The organism is Dictyobacter halimunensis (genome assembly GCF_036245075.1).
In genome coordinates this window covers 2886821-2904027 of record NZ_BSRI01000001.1, presented here as the reverse complement: position 1 = coordinate 2904027, position 17207 = coordinate 2886821, and the positions used below count along the sequence as shown (strand labels likewise).

The 17207-nt window shown below is 55.4% G+C and carries 12 protein-coding genes; 8 read left to right on the top strand and 4 right to left on the bottom strand.

Going from position 1 to position 17207, the window contains the following annotated elements:
* Positions 1-145 precede the first annotated feature (145 nt).
* Entirely contained in the window at positions 146-685 is a 540-nt protein-coding gene (locus AABA21_RS11790) for an RNA polymerase sigma factor (RefSeq protein ID WP_338250079.1), read from the top strand.
* Positions 682-2382: a transglycosylase domain-containing protein gene (locus tag AABA21_RS11785; protein ID WP_338250077.1), complete on the top strand. Its 1701-nt coding sequence runs from the start codon at positions 682-684 to the stop codon at positions 2380-2382. Before AABA21_RS11790 ends, AABA21_RS11785 begins: the two co-directional genes overlap by 4 nt.
* A gap of 65 nt (positions 2383-2447) precedes the next feature.
* Here the strand turns inward: AABA21_RS11785 and AABA21_RS11780 are convergent, their stop codons facing one another.
* Positions 2448-4010 (bottom strand): cryptochrome/photolyase family protein, encoded by a 1563-nt coding sequence (locus AABA21_RS11780; protein ID WP_338250075.1) that lies wholly within the window; start codon positions 4008-4010, stop codon positions 2448-2450.
* A 457-nt stretch (positions 4011-4467) separates the two neighbouring features.
* On the opposite strand from AABA21_RS11780, the gene AABA21_RS11775 reads away from it, so the two are divergent.
* The 3 genes from AABA21_RS11775 to AABA21_RS11765 all read left to right on the top strand — a co-directional run bounded on the left by AABA21_RS11775 (position 4468) and on the right by AABA21_RS11765 (position 7949).
* A complete protein-coding gene (locus AABA21_RS11775) occupies positions 4468-5034 on the top strand; it encodes a YggT family protein (RefSeq protein ID WP_338250073.1) in 567 nt (188 codons plus the stop codon).
* Positions 5035-5215: 181 nt separating this feature from the next.
* Positions 5216-6436: a hypothetical protein gene (locus tag AABA21_RS11770; RefSeq protein WP_338250071.1), complete on the top strand. Its 1221-nt coding sequence runs from the start codon at positions 5216-5218 to the stop codon at positions 6434-6436.
* 136 nt (positions 6437-6572) lie between these two features.
* Positions 6573-7949 carry a cytochrome P450 gene (locus AABA21_RS11765; RefSeq protein WP_338250069.1) on the top strand — a complete coding sequence of 459 codons (1377 nt, stop codon included), beginning with the start codon at positions 6573-6575 and terminating at the stop codon, positions 7947-7949.
* Here the strand turns inward: AABA21_RS11765 and AABA21_RS11760 are convergent.
* Positions 7924-8484, bottom strand: a complete 561-nt coding sequence (locus AABA21_RS11760) for a PadR family transcriptional regulator (protein WP_338250067.1) — start codon at positions 8482-8484, stop codon at positions 7924-7926. The genes AABA21_RS11765 and AABA21_RS11760 overlap by 26 nt on opposite strands.
* Before the next feature lie 638 nt (positions 8485-9122).
* On the opposite strand from AABA21_RS11760, the gene AABA21_RS11755 reads away from it, so the two are divergent.
* The gene (locus AABA21_RS11755) at positions 9123-10628 is read left to right on the top strand and encodes a catalase (RefSeq protein WP_338250065.1); all 1506 of its coding nucleotides are present in this window, start codon (positions 9123-9125) and stop codon (positions 10626-10628) included.
* A gap of 75 nt (positions 10629-10703) precedes the next feature.
* On the opposite strand, the gene AABA21_RS11750 is transcribed toward AABA21_RS11755, so the two are convergent.
* Positions 10704-11807: a Gfo/Idh/MocA family protein gene (locus tag AABA21_RS11750; protein WP_338250063.1), complete on the bottom strand. Its 1104-nt coding sequence runs from the start codon at positions 11805-11807 to the stop codon at positions 10704-10706.
* Between the two features lie 202 nt (positions 11808-12009).
* Complete coding sequence (locus AABA21_RS11745; RefSeq protein ID WP_338250060.1) at positions 12010-13572, bottom strand: DHA2 family efflux MFS transporter permease subunit; 1563 nt, start codon at positions 13570-13572, stop codon at positions 12010-12012.
* A gap of 422 nt (positions 13573-13994) precedes the next feature.
* Between AABA21_RS11745 and AABA21_RS11740 the strand changes: the two genes are divergently transcribed.
* Both AABA21_RS11740 and AABA21_RS11735 read left to right on the top strand, forming a co-directional pair.
* Positions 13995-15494 (top strand): MFS transporter, encoded by a 1500-nt coding sequence (locus tag AABA21_RS11740; protein WP_338250058.1) that lies wholly within the window; start codon positions 13995-13997, stop codon positions 15492-15494.
* Positions 15495-16073: 579 nt separating this feature from the next.
* Complete coding sequence (locus AABA21_RS11735) at positions 16074-17201, top strand: S53 family peptidase (RefSeq protein ID WP_420917149.1); 1128 nt, start codon at positions 16074-16076, stop codon at positions 17199-17201.
* The last annotated feature ends 6 nt before the right edge of the window (positions 17202-17207 follow it).

Sequence of the window (17207 nt, the reverse complement as noted above, 5' to 3'; positions counted from 1 at the left end):
TACTGTACATGATCATCTGACGAAAGTCAACCCTTTTGATACAGGTACATAACATTCGCTGGCACCAAACGATGAGTTAGTGGAACCAATAAAAAAGTATTTTTCATTATTACAATTTTTTTGAAGAAAGAAGACGATGCAGCCTATGCAACCTGCACAATTGTCAAGCGCATCGCCTATCGCACATCTGTTTCAGAAGAATGCGCCAATTATTCTGGCGTTCTACAGGAAGCGTGGTGTGCAGGCAGAGGATGCGGAAGATCTGCTGCTGGAAGTTTTTACCGCGGCGATCGAAAATCCCAGGCTGATAACGTTGCCAGAGAACGAGCAGCTAGCCTGGTTGAAACGAGTAGCACATAATAAGCTGGTGGACCACTATCGCCGCCAGTCGTATCGACAGACAACTCCCCTGGAAGCCAGCTATCATCAGCTCTTTGAGAGCGATGAGGAGGCCCCGGAGTTTACGGCACTGCGTCAGGAGAGCCATGAGGAGCTCCGACACCATATCTCACAACTACCCACGGAGCACCAGGAGATACTCCGACTGCGCTTCACCTATGATATGCCATCCAAGGAGATCGCACGGTTGCTGAGCAAAAGCGATACGGCGGTTCGCGGCCTGCTATGGCGAGCGGTTACCTTATTGCGAACTACCTATGGAGAGAAGCAGGGGAGGGGAAAATGAAGCCAGACAATAACAGTAAGCTCACAGCGACGAATATTGAAGAAAAGATTGAGCAGATATTCCAGTCCGGAGGCCAATCAGGTACCTCAGCATCCCTTGATGACACGGTGCTTCAGGATCTCTATCAGACACTGTATCATGGTGATGAGGCCATTATGGAGCGCACGTGGCACAGGCTGGCGCAGCGCTATCCCTTGATCGAGCAGTCGGCCGATACGGCACCAGCTGCATCAGATGCCAGAACCGTCATCACTTTTCCCCAACCGGAGACATATCGTCCCCAGCCGACGCCGAAACGTCCACCACAGCGCACAAAGACACGCACGCTGAGCATCCTGATGCTGGTCGCTGCCTGCCTCTTAATCATTGGTGGCAGCCTCATCTTGTTTACCCAGTACCAGAAACCTACCCAGCCCGCCGCGCCGCCCCAAAAGGGTCCATTACAGTTTTTTGACCGGCAGGGGAAGCTGATCTACCAGGTAGATAGCCATAACAAAGTCACAGTGGGGATGACGCCGCTCACCAGAGACTTCATCAACTATTCGCTGGACGAGTTGGCCGCTGATCTGCACGTCAAAAGAGGCGATCTCCCAACCATGGGACTCAAGGTAACCACTACGCTGGACATGCAGCTACAGACGCAGGCATATCAAAAGGCGCAACAGACGATCGCTACGACCAGCCAGACCCATGAGATCGGCGATGCCTCCGCCATCGTGCTGGATTATCACGATGGCTCCATCCATGCGCTCTTTGGTAACCTTAATACCCAACAATCGAGCTACAACGTCGCCACACAGCATCCACGCCTCCTGGGTTCAATTTTTAAGCCCATCACCTACCTCACTGCTTTTGAGCAAGGCATCAGTCCAGGCGAAATAGTTGACGATGCGCAGCAAAGCTTCCCGTCCAGCGACACAGATAACACTCCCTATACCCCATACGATTATGGGATGACCTTTAGTAATACCTGGATGTCGTATCGCACAGCCTTACAGAGCAATAGCAACGTCCCTGCGGTCCAGATCCTGACCCGCACCAAATTGGGTCCGTTGGTCAAAAAGGCACAGGCGCTCGGTCTACATACGCCTCCTGCGCAAGATACAGGCTATGCCGCCGCCCTGGGTATCTTTGAGGATACGGTCTTGAATGCGACCACCGCCTATGGCACGATCGCCAATCAGGGCGTTGCCGTCACGCCTCATACCATCGATCACGTAAACGACTCCAATGGTCGCATACGCTATCAAGCTCCCCATGCGGGCAAGCGTATCCTGAAGCCGGGAACAGCCTTTATGCTCACCGATATCTTGAGCGACCAGCAGGCGAATAGTGAAATATATGGACAGTGTAATCCAACTCTCCTTTACTCCACATCTCAAGAACAATGCCAGGCTGCTCAGCCCGGAAACATACGCCCAGCAGCCGTCGAGACGGGAGTAAACGATAACTTCAAGGATACATGGACCGTTGGATATACCACCGACTATGTGGTTGGTGTATGGGCGGGCAACGATAATGCCAGGCCGTTGCTGAAAATCATCGCCACCGATGGGGCCAGCCAGATCTGGCACGACACGATACAGCTGGCCGAGCAGGGTCTCCCCATCAAACAGTTTCCAGGACCACCCTCGGATGTGGTAAAAAAAACCGCCACCTCTCATGGCGTCACCACCACCGATTGGTACCTGAAATAGTCTTCGAGCAGGAAACAAGGAGCCGCCAGTGTGAGAGTTTTCACCCTGATGGCTCCTTTGATTTGTCACAGGCTGGGAACTGAATCGGTGGCGGGATAGTAGGCGAGATGAAAGAGGAATTGCCTGGCATTTTCGGTGATCTCTTTACGCTCTTGCAGGTCAAGGTGGCGCAGACTCAATACGCTCGGTCCCATGCGCGGATTCGAGCGCAGCGGCTGCTCATGCTCGATCAGGAAGTTCCAGTAGAGGACGTTGAGGGGGCAGGCATTGGGTCCGCTACGCTGCTTGTATGAGTAGCAGCATCCCTTGCAGTAATCGCTCATCTTATTGATATAGTTGGCGGAGGCGATATAGGGCTTGGTGGCCGTATAGCCCTCGTCCGAGTTCATGCCCATGCCGACGACGTTGGGCAGCACGACCCAATCATAGGCGTCAACGTAGCAGGAGAGGAACCAGTTGGAGACCTCGTAGGGATCGATACCGGCAAGCAGGCAGAAGTTGCAGATGACCATCAGGCGCTCGATATGGTTGGAGTAACCGGTATCCAGCACGCGCCGCGCGATATGCTGGACGCACTTCATGTCGGTCAGACCATCCCAGAACATCTGTGGCATGTTCCGGTGGCCGTGCCAGCTATTGGCGTGGCGCAAACCTGGCATCTGCTGCCAGTACTGCCAGTACATAAATTCGCGCCACCCCAGGATCTGGCGCACAAAGCCTTCGACCGATTGAATAGGCGCCCTATGCTGATAGTAGGCTACCTCGGCCGCCTGCACCGCGTCCAATGGATCGAGCAGGCCAATGTTGATATAGGGCGAGAGCTGCGAGTGATAGAGGCTGCTGGACTGCAAGCTCATCGCATCTTCGTAGGGACCAAATTCGGTCAGGCGCTCGGCGATAAAGGTCTTCAGCAGATGCTGCGCCTGCTCATGGGTGACGGCCAGATCAAAGTCGCGCGCGCTCCCCACGCTATGATCCATGCTCTCAACCAGGCCAATAACATCTCGCGTGATAGCATCGGGCTGAAAGGTTGGTATCGCTGGTACAGGCAGATGGGCAGGCATGGCCTCGCGATTAAGCTTATCATAGTTCCACTGCCCACCAGTTGGCTCACCGTTATCATCCAGAAGAATTCCATAGTGGCGGCGCATGGCGCGATAGAAGTGTTCCATGACATAATGCTTGCCCGGCTGAGGATGGGGGATGGGATTGTAGAACTCGATCAGAAACTGGCTGTTGGGCAGAACGGCCACGGGGATACCTAGCTCAGCGGATAAGCGCTTTTGCTGCAGCTGGCGAGTATCATATTCACTGGCCGCCATGGTGAGCAAACGCGCCGACTGCTGGCGCCTGACATGATCGAGCAGACCGGACACAAAACTATCCGACCGCAGAAGCTCTACCTGATAACCGCTGGCGCGCAGGCGTTCAGCGTAGTGACGCATCGCGCTGAGTAAAAGCACAATCTTCTTGCGTTGATAGGGCAATTGACGGATGCGCTCACTACTCTCAATCAGCACCACATAGATATCTTCGCGGGGATAATCCTTCTCCGCCTCGCGCAAAGCGGGATGATCCAGCAACAACTGGTCACCAGGAATCCAGACGGAAACGACCTGCTTTTTCATGTGATCTCCATACTCACCATCCATTTACAATAAACGACAATCTCTGACACCTCCTTCTATTGACACGATTATCCTATCGGTAATGGCTATAAGATGCTTTTCTTTCCCACGACAGGTAAAAAGTCAGCCCATCCCCCATGTCGAGCGGTCTCTTGGCATGTCGCTACCGCTAAACTGGTTGACGGCAACCAGTGTGCATGTTCTCATAACTGATCAAAATGGATGATCGATGGTTACAAATATACTCAGCCACTCGTTACCACAACAGGAGGCGTGCTTAAAAATTGTCCAAAGAGCTGAGCTTCGTTTCTTTATGCCCGCCTCATACGTATTAAAAAAAGAGCTTATCATTCATATCCACGTGCTCGCTCTTATTCATTAGAAGGTAACCGAGAGGCATCGAAGATTTGCTGGCAGTTCCTGTCAGATAACTTTGACAGACAAAGGAGGTCATAGAGTGCCAAATCAACCCTATTCATACAACAATGATCCACGTAATGATCCACGACAGAACTATCCGAATCAGCAGGGGTCCTATCAGGATTATGATGCGGATACAGAGCAGAATATCAATGCCGGTGGTGCCTATGTGCGCAACCAGCAGCAGACCTACCAGGACCAGGCAGGCAACCAGGTTCAGCAGCGCCGGGAGGTGTACCGCGACTTCAACCAGAGTATGATCAATACCCGCTACTGGATTACCTCGTTGATCTACTTCTTGCTGGGCGTGCTGGAGGTCGTGCTGGGATTACGCTTCCTCTTCCGGCTCTTTGGCGCCAGCGAGGGAAGCCCATTTATCAGATTTTTGTACGATCTCAGCCATCCTTTTGTCTACATTTTTAATGGCATCTTTAATGATCAGACTATCGGGAGCACCGGCGTCTTTGAGGTCTCAACCATCCTGGCAATGCTGATCTACGCTCTGATCGCCTGGGGTATCGTTTCCCTGGTGCGCGTTATCTTCTTCGCGAACGTGCCTAGCCGTCGCGAATACATTTCGACCCGCCGCCAGGGCCGCTTGTAATCCATATCTGCCCAATACAGCAGATCCAAACCGCCGCATAGTCATCTATGCGGCGGTTTGGATCTGTGTGTGCCCTTCCATAATGCACGCACCCGTCACCACTCCCTTGCTTCACACGCCAATATCGTTACAATTACATATAGAACACAGCGTTATCCAATGAAGCAGAAAGAATGAAGCGATGACGGCAGATCAGCAAAGCTTACAATTAGCACGCCGGGCATTTGAGGAGGGAGACGGCATCGTGCGCCTGACCCCGACCTGGGTGCCGCGCGTTTTCTGTATTCCAGGTCGCCGCCTGCGGCTGCATCCCGACGACCTGTATGCCTTCGGGGCACGGCGCGGGGGCATCGATGAGCGCTGGCTCGCCTCGACGGTGCATGCCGATAATGGTCCATTGACCAGCGAGGACGAGGGCTTGAGCTTTATAGCCGTGGCCGGTCAGAAGGTGCCGCTGCGCGATACCCTGGAACTGCTGGGAAAAGAGCTGCTGGGCACAGAAGCGATCGAGCGCTATGGCGGCTGGGTCATGTTCAGCAAGTTCTTTGACAATATGCAGCCCCTGCCCTTCCACCTGCACCAGAACGATGAGCGGGCCGCCGACGTCGGTCGCGTTGGCAAGCCCGAGGCGTATTATTTCCCGGCCCAATATAATTTCTCCCTCAACGCCTTCCCATATACCTTTTTCGGCCTGGAGCCCGGTACCACCAAAGACCAGGTCGTCGCGTGTCTGAAGCGCTGGAACGAGGGGGACAACGGCATCCTTCAGCTCTCCAAGGCCTATCGTCTCTCCACCGGCACCGGATGGGATGTGCCGACCGGCATCCTGCACGCGCCGGGGACGCTCTGCACCTACGAACCGCAGCGCGCCAGCGACGTCTCCTCGATGTGGCAATCCCTGATCTCCGACTCCCAGGTCATCGATCGCTCCATGCTGGTGAAGGATGTCCCCGAGGATAAATGGGAGGATTACGACTATCTGCTGTCGCTGCTGGACTGGGAGGGGAATGTGGACCCGCAGTTTAAGGAGCGGCGCTTCCACACACCGATCGAGGCCCGGCCCGTGGAAGAGATGCGGGACGCCGGCTATGATGAGCGCTGGATCGTCTATGGCAGCGAGTTCTTCAGCGCCAAAGAGGTGACGCTGCAGCCGGGCCGCAGCGTCACCTTGCGGGACGCCGGCGCATACGGCCTGATCTGCGTGCAGGGCTATGGCCGCATCGGCCAGCATCCCATCTCGGCCCCCTCATTGATCCGCTTTGGCGAGTTGACCGAGGACGAGTTCTTTGTCTCGCTGCCGGCCGCGCAGCAGGGCGTCACGCTCACCAACCACAGCTCAAGCGAGCCGCTGGTGATCCTTAAACATTTCAATCTGGGCAACCCTGAGATGCCCCGTCCGTAAATAATTATAAACCATCGAGGAAGCGCCCACGGGGGGCGCCTCCCCGTTCCCAATCGTTTATCGTCATCATAGGTGCGCCCCTCGCGGGCGCTTCCTCGTTTCCAATCGAAAATGCCCAATGGAGCAAGACACACACATGAGCACAGCACAAACATCGCTCCCACCAGGACCAAAGGGACTCCCTTTCATCGGGAGCATGCTGGACTTTCAGCGGCGACCTTTGCAGTTTTACCGCGATCTTGAACGTACCTATGGAGGGATGGTCACCATTCGAATCGGCAAGCAGCCGGTACTCCTCTGCTTCCGCCCGGAACATATCCGCTATTTTCTGGTTGAGAATCCGCGCAACTTTATCAAGCCGGGGACCGCGACCGGCGCGGGCCTGAAGCTATTTCTGGGAGATGGTCTGCTGACCATCGATGGTGAGCAGCACCGTCAGCAGCGCCGCCTGGTGCAGCCGGCCTTTCATAAGCATCGGGTCGATAGCTACGCTACGACCATGACGCGCTACGCCCAGGAGACGGTCGATTCCTGGCGACCAGGTACAGTGGTCAACATGGCCAGCGAGATGCAGTACCTGACCCTGCGCATCATTACCAAAACGCTGTTCGACGTCGATTCGATCGAGCAGACCAGGCAGCTGGGGCGCGCCTTCGACGCGGTGATCAGCAGCGGTCCCCAGCGTTCGGCCGTCATGGGGCGCCTGCTCCCATCTTTCTCGGCACGGCAAGAACGCGAGCGCGAGGAAGGAGCGCGCGTCATCGATACCTTTGTGTATGGTCTGATCGAGCAGCGACGCAAGATGAACGAGGATACCGGCGATGTGCTCTCGATGCTGCTGGCCGCCCAGAAGAGCGAGCCCGGATCTATGTCGGATAGACAGATCCATGATCACGTGCTCACCTTTGTGGCCGCCGGCCACGAGACGGCCCAGAATACCCTGGCATGGACCATGTACCTGCTCTCGCAGCATCCCCATGTGCGCGCCCGCCTGCTGGCCGAACTGCAAACAGTGCTCAATGGACGTGTTCCTGCACTGGAGGATCTGCCGCAGCTCCCTTATCTGGAAGCCGTCATAAATGAGGCCTGGCGCTTCTATCCCCCCGCCTGGCGCCAGGCCCGCATGGCTATCGAAGATTTTGAGCTAGGCGGCTACCACTTTCCAGCTGGAACCATCACGATTCTGAGCCAGTGGGTCGTCCATAACCTTCCCGACATCTGGGGTGATCCGGAAAATTTCCGGCCCGAGCGTTGGGACAGACAGTCGGGCCAGCAGATTCCGCAGGGAGCCTACTTCCCATTTGGACTGGGTCCGCGCATCTGTATCGGCATGCCCTTCGCCCAGCTTGAAACAAAGCTCCTGCTGGCCACCATCCTGCAGCGCTATGTTCCACAACTGGCACCCGGGGCCCGCGTCGTCTTTCAGCCGCTGGTGACGCTGCGTCCCAGATATGGGATGCCGATGCGCCTGGATACCAATGATACGCTCACTCCCGCGCTTCAGGCGATATAGCTCCATCGTGAACCGAACGGGATGCGCTGCATTGACTGATAATGGAGCGGATCTCGTTCTGACAACCTTCAAGCGCATAACGCATACGCAGGATAGCCTCTGAATCGCCATGACGGACGGCGCAGGGCCAACCTTGCTCTACGACACGGTTCAAGTCGCTCAGCTCTTCCTGCAGAAAACTAACCTCGGGCAACGTGGAATACGAGGGGGAGGGACACGCGTAGCGCTCCCAGAAAGCGGCGATCCAGTCCTCCTGGCTGGCCAGTTCGCCGCGGCCGCGCTCGGTCAAGGAGTAGATGCTACGTCCGGCCTGCTTCTGTACCCCAATCAAGCCCTCATCCTGAAGTAGCTGCAACGTAGGATAGACGTTGCCCGGGCTGGGAGAATACTTGCCGTAGGTGCGCTCCTCAAACCATTTGATAATCTCATAACCATGCCTGGCGAAATCTCTCAGCGCCTCCAGCAAAAGATAGCGCAACATGCCTCGCTCCAGTCGCTCCTTACGCCCATGATGAAGGTATACGTTTTCTTTCATGTAAAGTCCCTTTCATTACTATACCGTCAGTAAGCATAAACATTGCATCCATTATCAGTCGCACCAGCGCAACTGTTTCGACAGGAAATTAAAGGGGCTTGCTCTTTCTTCTGAAGAAGATATATCCTTAGCAGCGGTATGTCAAGCGTATACGTATAGTTTCTACGAAGATAGCGATTTTCCGTTAAAAATGTGACGTAAATACAGAAATTGCAGATCTTTTTAGCTGAATTGCCTGATGATGGTAAACTGAACGTCTGAAGCTAGACAGGCTATCGGGTCCATAGCGCCCAAAAACAGGTTAAATATATTGTTCATGAATTATTTAGCCTGCCAGTAATTTTGCGCCGCGAGTATATTCTTGCATCTCAACGTAATTATCTGCTACAATGGAATGTGGTTCTAAAACGCTGTAAATTTGAGCGGCTGGCATGTGTCAGCATAACACAATACAATACAACCAGTATCACCCCTGACTCGTGCCTATATGGTATATTCTTACAAGAGACAGGACCAAGATACACCCACAGATCGGACTCAATGCGCCAGAATCGATCTCAACGCAAAGATTTCGTACTGGAGTAATTGCCAGATAAACGGGCATCGAATGATGCCTGGATAATAGCTTGGAGGTAAAAGTGAGCGACAATCTCGAAAACAAGCCACCCGTTACCACCACTGATGCCGGTATTCCTGCCACCAGTGATGCGCATTCTCTCACGGTAGGCCCCAATGGACCCATAGTCCTACAGGATCACTATTTGATCCAGAAGATGGCCCAGTTTAACCGAGAACGCGTGCCTGAGCGCGTGGTGCATGCCAAGGGAAGTGGCGCGTTTGGCTATTTCGAAGTAACAAAGGACGTCACACAATGGACGAGCGCGGCCTTCCTCAACCAGGTCGGCAAGCGTACCCCGGTTCTGGCACGCTTCTCCACCGTAGCCGGTGAGTTGGGATCGGCTGATACTGTGCGCGACCCGCGCGGTTTCGCGATCAAATTCTATACTGAAGAGGGCAACTACGACCTGGTCGGTAACAACACACCGATCTTCTTCGTGCGCGACCCCTCAAAGTTCTCGGATTTCATCCACTCGCAGAAGCGCATGCCAGATTCAGATATGCGCAGCAATAACGCGCAGTGGGATTTCTGGTCCCTCTCTCCGGAGGCGTTCCACCAGGTGACGTTCCTGATGACGGATCGCGGTATCCCCCGAACTTATCGCCATATGAATGGTTATGGTAGCCATACCTTCATGTGGATCAATAAGGGCGGCGAGAAGTTCTGGGTCAAGTATCACTTCAAAACCGAGCAGGGCATTCAGAACTTCACCGATTCCGACGCCAAAGCGATGGTGGCCGAGGACCCAGATTTCCATCGTCGCGACCTGCGCGAGTCGATCGACAAGAAAGACTTCCCCGTCTGGCGCCTGGAAATGCAGATCATGCCTTTTGAGGATGCGGCCAATTACCGCTTCAATCCCTTTGATCTGACCAAGGTCTGGCCGCACAGCGATTATCCGGCCATCGAGGTTGGTCGCCTGGTGCTGGATCGCAATCCGGAGAACTTCTTCGCCCAGCTCGAGCAGGCATCGTTCGAGCCCGCCAATATGGTCCCCGGCATCGGACCCAGCCCGGATAAGATGCTGCTTGGCCGTCTGTTCAGCTATCCCGATACCCATCGCCATCGCATTGGAGCCAACTATCTGCAGTTGCCGGTGAATCAGCCGCATAACGAGGTGCATAGCTACAATAAGGATGGCGCGATGCGCTATCGCAACAACGGCAACCAGCCCGTCTATGCCCCCAACAGCTATGGTGGTCCGCAGGCCAATCCTAACATCATCGAGCCCAGTTGGGAGTCCAACGGCGAGCTCGTGCGCAGCGCCTACACACTGCACGCGGAAGACGATGATTTCGGGCAGGCCGGCACCCTCTATCGCAAGGTGCTGTCGCAGACCGATCGCGACCACCTGGTCGACAATATCGTGGCCCACATGAGCAAGGGCGTCGAGCCGTTCATCCAGGAGCGAGCGATCAAGCTGTGGCTCCAGGTTGATAAGGATCTCGGCAGCCGCATCGCCCAGGGTCTTGGCGCCACGGTCGTCATGCCAGCCGGGGAAAAGCAGGAGGCTCAGCACTCCTAAGCATACCCTGATATAGAAACGAATGAAGCACCAGGTGCGCAAATGCGCACCTGGTGCTTCATTCGTTTCTATGTTTTATTCTCTTTCAAACACAACGCTTTGCGGCTGGCCGGTGCTGGCGCAGTCATAGATGGCGCGCACGCAGGAGAAGTTGAAGAGGGCCTGTTCGTTAACGACGGCGGGCGAGTCCTGGCCATTCACGCGCTGGTAGAAGTAGTGCAGCGGCTTATTCAGGAACGGTATCGAGCCCTGATAATAGACGGGGAAAGTGATCGTCTTTGTCTCGGCCTGTCCGGCATGATCATAGCTGTGGGTCAACAGATTGCGCGCCCGCCGCTGCGGCCAGTCCCAACGCAGAGCACCCTTGAGGCCGCTGATCTCGATGTCGGCCTGCTCCGTGCTGTGCGTTGCGGAGGCCCGCTCGTAGTGCATGATAAAGGCCGCCTCATCGCGCAGGTGGTAGCGCAGGGTAGCACCGGCATGCTGCTCCACGTCGTTGATAACGCCCTCTGGCAGATGCAGTTCGGTTACAGGATCTACCAGCCAGGCGTTCAGCACCTCCACGCGTGTAGGCTGGAAGAGCGCGTTGAGCATACTGAATTCATAGGGCGCGCGATCCATCAGCGTCCCGCCACCGCTTTTGGAACAATCCAGGAACCACAGCGTCTCCGGCTGGTACTCGATGCCCGGCCGATTGCGCTGCTCTACGAAGGTGAAGCGCACGTGATAGATAGAGCCTAGAGCCCCCTCTTCAAGCAAACGGCGCGTCTCCTCAAAGGGAGACCAGCCAAAGTAACGCACGCTGCAGCAGCCAAGCAGGCGCCCTCGCTGCCGGGCAACGGCCAGCATGGCGCGCGCCTCCTCTCGATCCATCGCCAGCGGCTTCTCGCACAGCACATGACGTCCGCTCTCCAGGGCGGCGCAGGCCAGCGCACGATGGGTCGACGGAGGAGTCGCGATCACCACTATATCATCGTCGGCCGCCTCCTCAGCTAGCATGCGCTCCGCGTCACTAAAAGTGCGGGCGGCCGGAAACTGCTTGGCAAAGGTGTTCAGAGTAGCGGCATTGGGATCGGCCACGAACAGTTGGATGGAGTCGGCGGCAGGTAAGCCCTTGATGGCGGCTGCGTGCGAACGCGCGATGATGCCCGCGCCAACCAGGTAGATCCTGTGTGTCATGAAGAGACGTTTCTTTCTTGTCAGGTACAACACATAATTACAAATAGCTCCCGGACCAAAGGTCCAGAAGGTATTCGCAACTATTGTACCTGCATTCTCCCCTAAAAAGCTATGGATGGAATATCTGTTTTTATGAGCTGATATGACAGGGGTGCATTCGCGCCCCTATCGTATCAGCTCATATATGACTGTAGAGCACCACTTAGCCAACGTGACTCGGCTGCTGCTGCTCGGCTGCCTGGGCCTCTTTTTTAGATGAGGACTGATATTTGCCAGGCCAACCGGGGAGAAAGATCGAGAGCAGAATGGCGACGAGGGCAATGACAAAGGTAGCCATATAGGCATGCTCAAGTCCGGTGATGTACTGGCTCTGGAACTGATGGATGCCGTTGAGAGCCGCCTGGCGCGCGGGCGCGGGCAGCTTTGAGATGTCGCCACCGCTCGGGATATTCTTTGGCATGCTGATCGTGATGGCGGCGGTCAGTATGGTTGCCAGCACGGCCACGCCGATCGACTGCATGGTCTGACGCGTCGCCTGCACCAGTGGGGTGGCGCGGTTGAGGCGCGACAGGGGTACGTCGAGCAGGGCCGCGATCTGGCTGTTCTGGATGATCAGGCCTACGGCGAGACCACGCACCACCAGCAAGAACATGATAAAAGTGATGCTGGTATCGATCTTAATCTGCGCGAACTGATAGGTGTTATAGGCGATCAGGATAAAGCCGAGAACGATCGGCACACGCGGACCAATGCGGTCGGCGATGCGCCCGGCCAGGAAGCTGGAAAAGGCCGAGGCGATGGCCAGCGGCAGCAGGATCAGGCCGGCCTGGAACGCGCTCTGGCCGCGCAGGATCTGCAGGTAGAGCGGCAGCAAGAATTCAGCGCCAAACAGGGCAATGGTACCAACCATGCTGGCGACGTTGGCGATGGCAAAGCTGGGAATGCGGAACAGACGCAGGTCCATCAGTGGATCGGGCGCGCGCAGTTCGACGATGGAGAACACGACCAGAGCCAGCAGACCAATTACCAGGCCGGCAATGACGCGCGGATCGGTCCAGCCGGAACCTTGCTCACCGGCGATCGAGGTGGCAAACAGGATGGAACCAAAGCCAAGGGCCGACAGGATGATGCCGGGGATGTCGGCGCGCACCTTTGCAGAACCCGGAGCCTCGTGCAAGAAAAGCGTTCCAATCGTCAGACCGATAATCCCGATCGGGAGATTCAAGAAGAAGATCCATGACAAAAGATCATGGTCAACCAGCCAGCCACCTAGCAGGGGCCCGATGGCCGGGGCGAAAACAAGCACGATGCCAAAGATGCCAAAGGCGGCCCCACGTTCCCGAGGCGGGAAGGCGCGGAACAACAGCGCGGTCCCCAGCGGCAGCGAGATGCCACCACCAATGCCCTGGATCGCGCGCGCGCCAATCAAAAGGGCCAGCGAGGGCGCAAAACCGCAGAGCAGCGAGCCCAGCACGAACAGGGCCAGTCCAAGCAGGTAGATACGCTTCACCCCAAAGCGATCGCCCAGAAAACCCGACAGCGGCGTCGCGATACCCAGCGCCAGCGTATACAAGCTGATCACCCACTGCGACTCACTGGTCGAGACCGCATAATGCTGCTGCAAAGACTTCAGAGCCACATTAATAACGGTCGAATCCAGAATCACCATAAACAGGCCAACCACTACAGTCGCCAGCACACGCCACTTATAGCTGGCATCGCCAGCGGGCTGAGCCTCTGACGAGAACTGTGCATTCTCTTCCATGCCCGTCCTCCTTATCACACGATAAATAAATACGAAAAAGATAAGTATTTTTTATGCCAACTCAAAGACGTCTATCATCGTATCCAGCGGGTAACATCTAGCCATTTATTTATCAACTGATAAATAAATACCACCAGAAATATAGAATTTAGCGCCCCAATTGTCAAGTTTTTGATACGGGTTTGTAAGGAGTTGGTGCAACAGCAGGAATGGGTGCGAATGCACCAACTCCTTACAAACCTCTCTCCAAAGTGAAACCCTCGATAAGCTGTATTCCGTATACCAAGCACATGCCAAATTTTTGTATATATGGAAATCATATATACGCATTTAGACTATTATTCGTTTGAGTATCCCTTGCCGGCGTACTCTTCCCGTACTTTTCTTTTTTTAACCCTTAGATGCGATGGAGCACACAGAAGATGAGCAAATCATTGAGAGAGACCGAAGCGGTCGAGACCGATATCCCCGCCAGAATGGACCGACTTCCATGGAGCCGCTGGCACTGGCTGGTTATCGTAGCACTGGGCATTACGTGGATTCTGGACGGCCTTGAAGTAACCATTGTTGGTTCAATCGCCAGCGTATTGAAGCTGCCACAGACGCTACACCTGACCGATGTGCAGGTCACATCCGCGGGCACAACCTATCTGATCGGCGCGGTCATCGGCGCCCTGATATTTGGTCGCCTGACCGACAAGTGGGGACGCAAAAAGCTGTTTATGCTGACCCTGGGACTCTACTTGATCGCCACGATCGCCACGGCCTTCTCATTTAACCTCTACTGGTTTGTCATCTGCCGCTTTATTACCGGCGCCGGCATTGGTGGTGAATACGCGGCCATCAACTCGGCCGTTGACGAACTGATCCCCGCTCGCGCACGCGGCTGGACGGATATCGTTATCAATAGCACCTGGTGGGTGGGCACAGCCTTCGGCGCGGCACTGACCGGTGTGCTGCTGAATCCGGCCTTCTTCCCGGTGGACCTTGGCTGGCGTCTGGCGTTTGGGCTGGGAGCCATTCTGGGCCTGGGCATCCTGCTGGTCCGTCGCTTCGTACCCGAGAGTCCGCGCTGGCTGATGATGCATGGGCGCTTCGATGAAGCCAACCAGGTAGTGGCGGAAATAGAAGATAAGGTAAAACGAGAGCAGAACGTAGATAAGCTCCCCGATGCGGAAGGCACGATATCTATTCGTCCGCAGGGGACCGTTACCTTCGGGCAGATCGCGCGTGCCATGTTTGTACAGTATCCGAAACGAGCTGTGCTGGGCCTTGCGCTGATGATCGGGCAGGCATTCCTGTACAACGCCATCACCTTCTCGTATGGCCTGATCTTCACTACCTTCATGAAGGTACCCGATAACAACGTCCCCTTCTACATGATCGCCTTTGCCATCGGCAATATCGTAGGTCCGCTCACGTTGGGACGCCTCTTCGATTCCGTGGGACGCCGCAAGATGATCAGCATGACCTACATCGTCTCGGGCGTTCTCTTTGGCATCACCGGCTGGCTCTTCGCGCAGGGCGTACTGAACGCGATGACATTGACCATCTGCTGGTCGATTGTCTTCTTCTTCGCCTCCTCGGGCGCCAGCTCGGCCTACCTGACGGTCAGCGAGATCTTCCCGCTGGAGACGCGCGCCATGGCGATCGCGTTCTTCTACTCGATCGGTACCGCCGTCGGTGGATCGCTCACGCCATTCCTGTTCGGCTTATTGATCCAGACCAATAACCCCTGGGTCGTCTTTGACGGCTTCCTGCTTGGCGCGGTCCTGATGGTCGCAGCTGGCGTCGTCGCGGTCTTCTTCGGTATCGATGCCGAAAGGAAATCGCTGGAGAGCGTGGCAGATCCCCTCTCAGCGGCGAAAAGCCATAGCGCAGGCGTCGCTGGCAAAGGAACCCTTGCGGCACAAAACGAATAAGTAGGCAATAAGAAATACGAAGCGGCATGGCCGTGTACGGGCGTTCGCATACACAAACGCCCGTAGTAGTCAAGAAGGAGTGGGGAAGCCCGGTAATGCGCCGGGCTTCCCCACTCCTTCTTGACTACTAGCAGGTGAGAAAAGGTATTTCCAGGAAATATCTTTTCTATATATCCAATCATTTACACTTTTTTACACTTCCTCTTCAAGGGAAAGAAACACCTATGATTAAAAAACAGGGTTTTCATGATCGCAAATCTATTTAGTTTTACACCGAAATAGTTACCTCGGTATTGACAACCATCACTTTATAGTTAATACTTTTAGAAAGAGTGTTTAGGTGCCAGAACAATTTCTAGTTATTCAACTACCGATTGCTCCCGATACTCTTGTTTGTTATTTGTCAGCACTGATGCAAACATACCCGTATGGCTTATTTTGATCTCCGATGTGACTGCGAAGTACCCCATACGGGCGTCATGAACACATGTTTTCATGTTGTACGTATGTTATTGTGTCAGCGGAAAGGAAGCCGTTTTGCGCAAAGTTCTATTTTCTCTCTACGCAGTAGCAGCAGTGATGCTCGCCCTGGCTGCCACTTCTACCAGCGCATTCGCTCAAGCTAATAACGGGCGCTCTTCCTCTCATCATGTATGTAGCCGCGCCGCGGCGGGTAGCGTATCGTGTAACGCCATCCAGATCGACAACCAGAACGGGAGGGTGACGCCACACGCAACTCCTTCCGGTCTCAATCCTGCCGATTTGCAGTCGGCCTACAAGCTGCCTTCGTCAACGGCTGGCAGCGGCCAGACAGTAGCGATCGTAGATGCCTACGATGATCCCAACGCGGAATCAGATCTGGCGGTCTATCGCAGCCAGTTCGGTCTGCCGGCCTGTACAACGGCCAATGGTTGCTTCCGTAAAGTGGATCAGAATGGCGGTACCAAATATCCACGTGGCAATGCCAGCTGGGGACAGGAGATCTCACTGGACCTGGATATGGTGAGCGCGATCTGCCCCAACTGCCATATCCTGCTGGTTGAGGGATCCAGCACCTCGTTCGCCAGCCTGGGTACCAGTGTCAATACCGCCGTCAAACTGGGCGCCAATACGGTTAGCAACAGCTACGGCGGCAACGAGTCCAGCGGTGAGACCAGCTACGCTTCCTACTACAATCATCCCGGGCACGTCATTACGGCCAGCTCTGGCGACAATGGCTATGGTGTAGAGTCGCCAGCCGCCTACAATACGGTTGTTTCGGTCGGTGGTACTTCACTCACCAGGAGCAGCACTAGCCGTGGTTGGAGCGAGACGGCCTGGAATGGCGCGGGCAGCGGTTGTAGCGCCTATATCTCCAAGCCATCCTGGCAGACGGATAGCGGCTGTAGCCGTCGTACCGTCGCCGATGTCTCGGCGATCGCTGATCCCAACACCGGTGTCTCGGTCTATGATACCTATGGCTCTTCCGGTTGGCTGGTCTTTGGTGGCACCAGCGTGGCATCGCCGATCATCGCCAGCGTCTATGCCCTGGCCGGCAATGCCAGCAGCGTCAACGCCGCCCAGTCGCTCTATACCCACACGGGCAGCCTGTTCGACGTCACCAGCGGCAGCAACGGCTCCTGCGGTGGCAGCTACCTATGTACCTCACGCTCGGGTTATGATGGTCCCACTGGTCTTGGCACCCCCAATGGTACCGCAGCCTTCTAAGCCGGC

Coding starts and splice junctions, on each gene's coding strand:
- AABA21_RS11790 (WP_338250079.1), top strand. CDS start 146: ATGCAACCTGCACAATTGTCAAGCGCATCGCCTATCGCACATCTGTTT.
- AABA21_RS11785 (WP_338250077.1), top strand. CDS start 682: ATGAAGCCAGACAATAACAGTAAGCTCACAGCGACGAATATTGAAGAA.
- AABA21_RS11780 (WP_338250075.1), bottom strand. CDS start 4,010: ATGAAAAAGCAGGTCGTTTCCGTCTGGATTCCTGGTGACCAGTTGTTG.
- AABA21_RS11770 (WP_338250071.1), top strand. CDS start 5,216: ATGACGGCAGATCAGCAAAGCTTACAATTAGCACGCCGGGCATTTGAG.
- AABA21_RS11765 (WP_338250069.1), top strand. CDS start 6,573: ATGAGCACAGCACAAACATCGCTCCCACCAGGACCAAAGGGACTCCCT.
- AABA21_RS11760 (WP_338250067.1), bottom strand. CDS start 8,484: ATGAAAGAAAACGTATACCTTCATCATGGGCGTAAGGAGCGACTGGAG.
- AABA21_RS11750 (WP_338250063.1), bottom strand. CDS start 11,807: ATGACACACAGGATCTACCTGGTTGGCGCGGGCATCATCGCGCGTTCG.
- AABA21_RS11745 (WP_338250060.1), bottom strand. CDS start 13,572: ATGGAAGAGAATGCACAGTTCTCGTCAGAGGCTCAGCCCGCTGGCGAT.
- AABA21_RS11740 (WP_338250058.1), top strand. CDS start 13,995: ATGAGCAAATCATTGAGAGAGACCGAAGCGGTCGAGACCGATATCCCC.
- AABA21_RS11735 (WP_420917149.1), top strand. CDS start 16,074: ATGCTCGCCCTGGCTGCCACTTCTACCAGCGCATTCGCTCAAGCTAAT.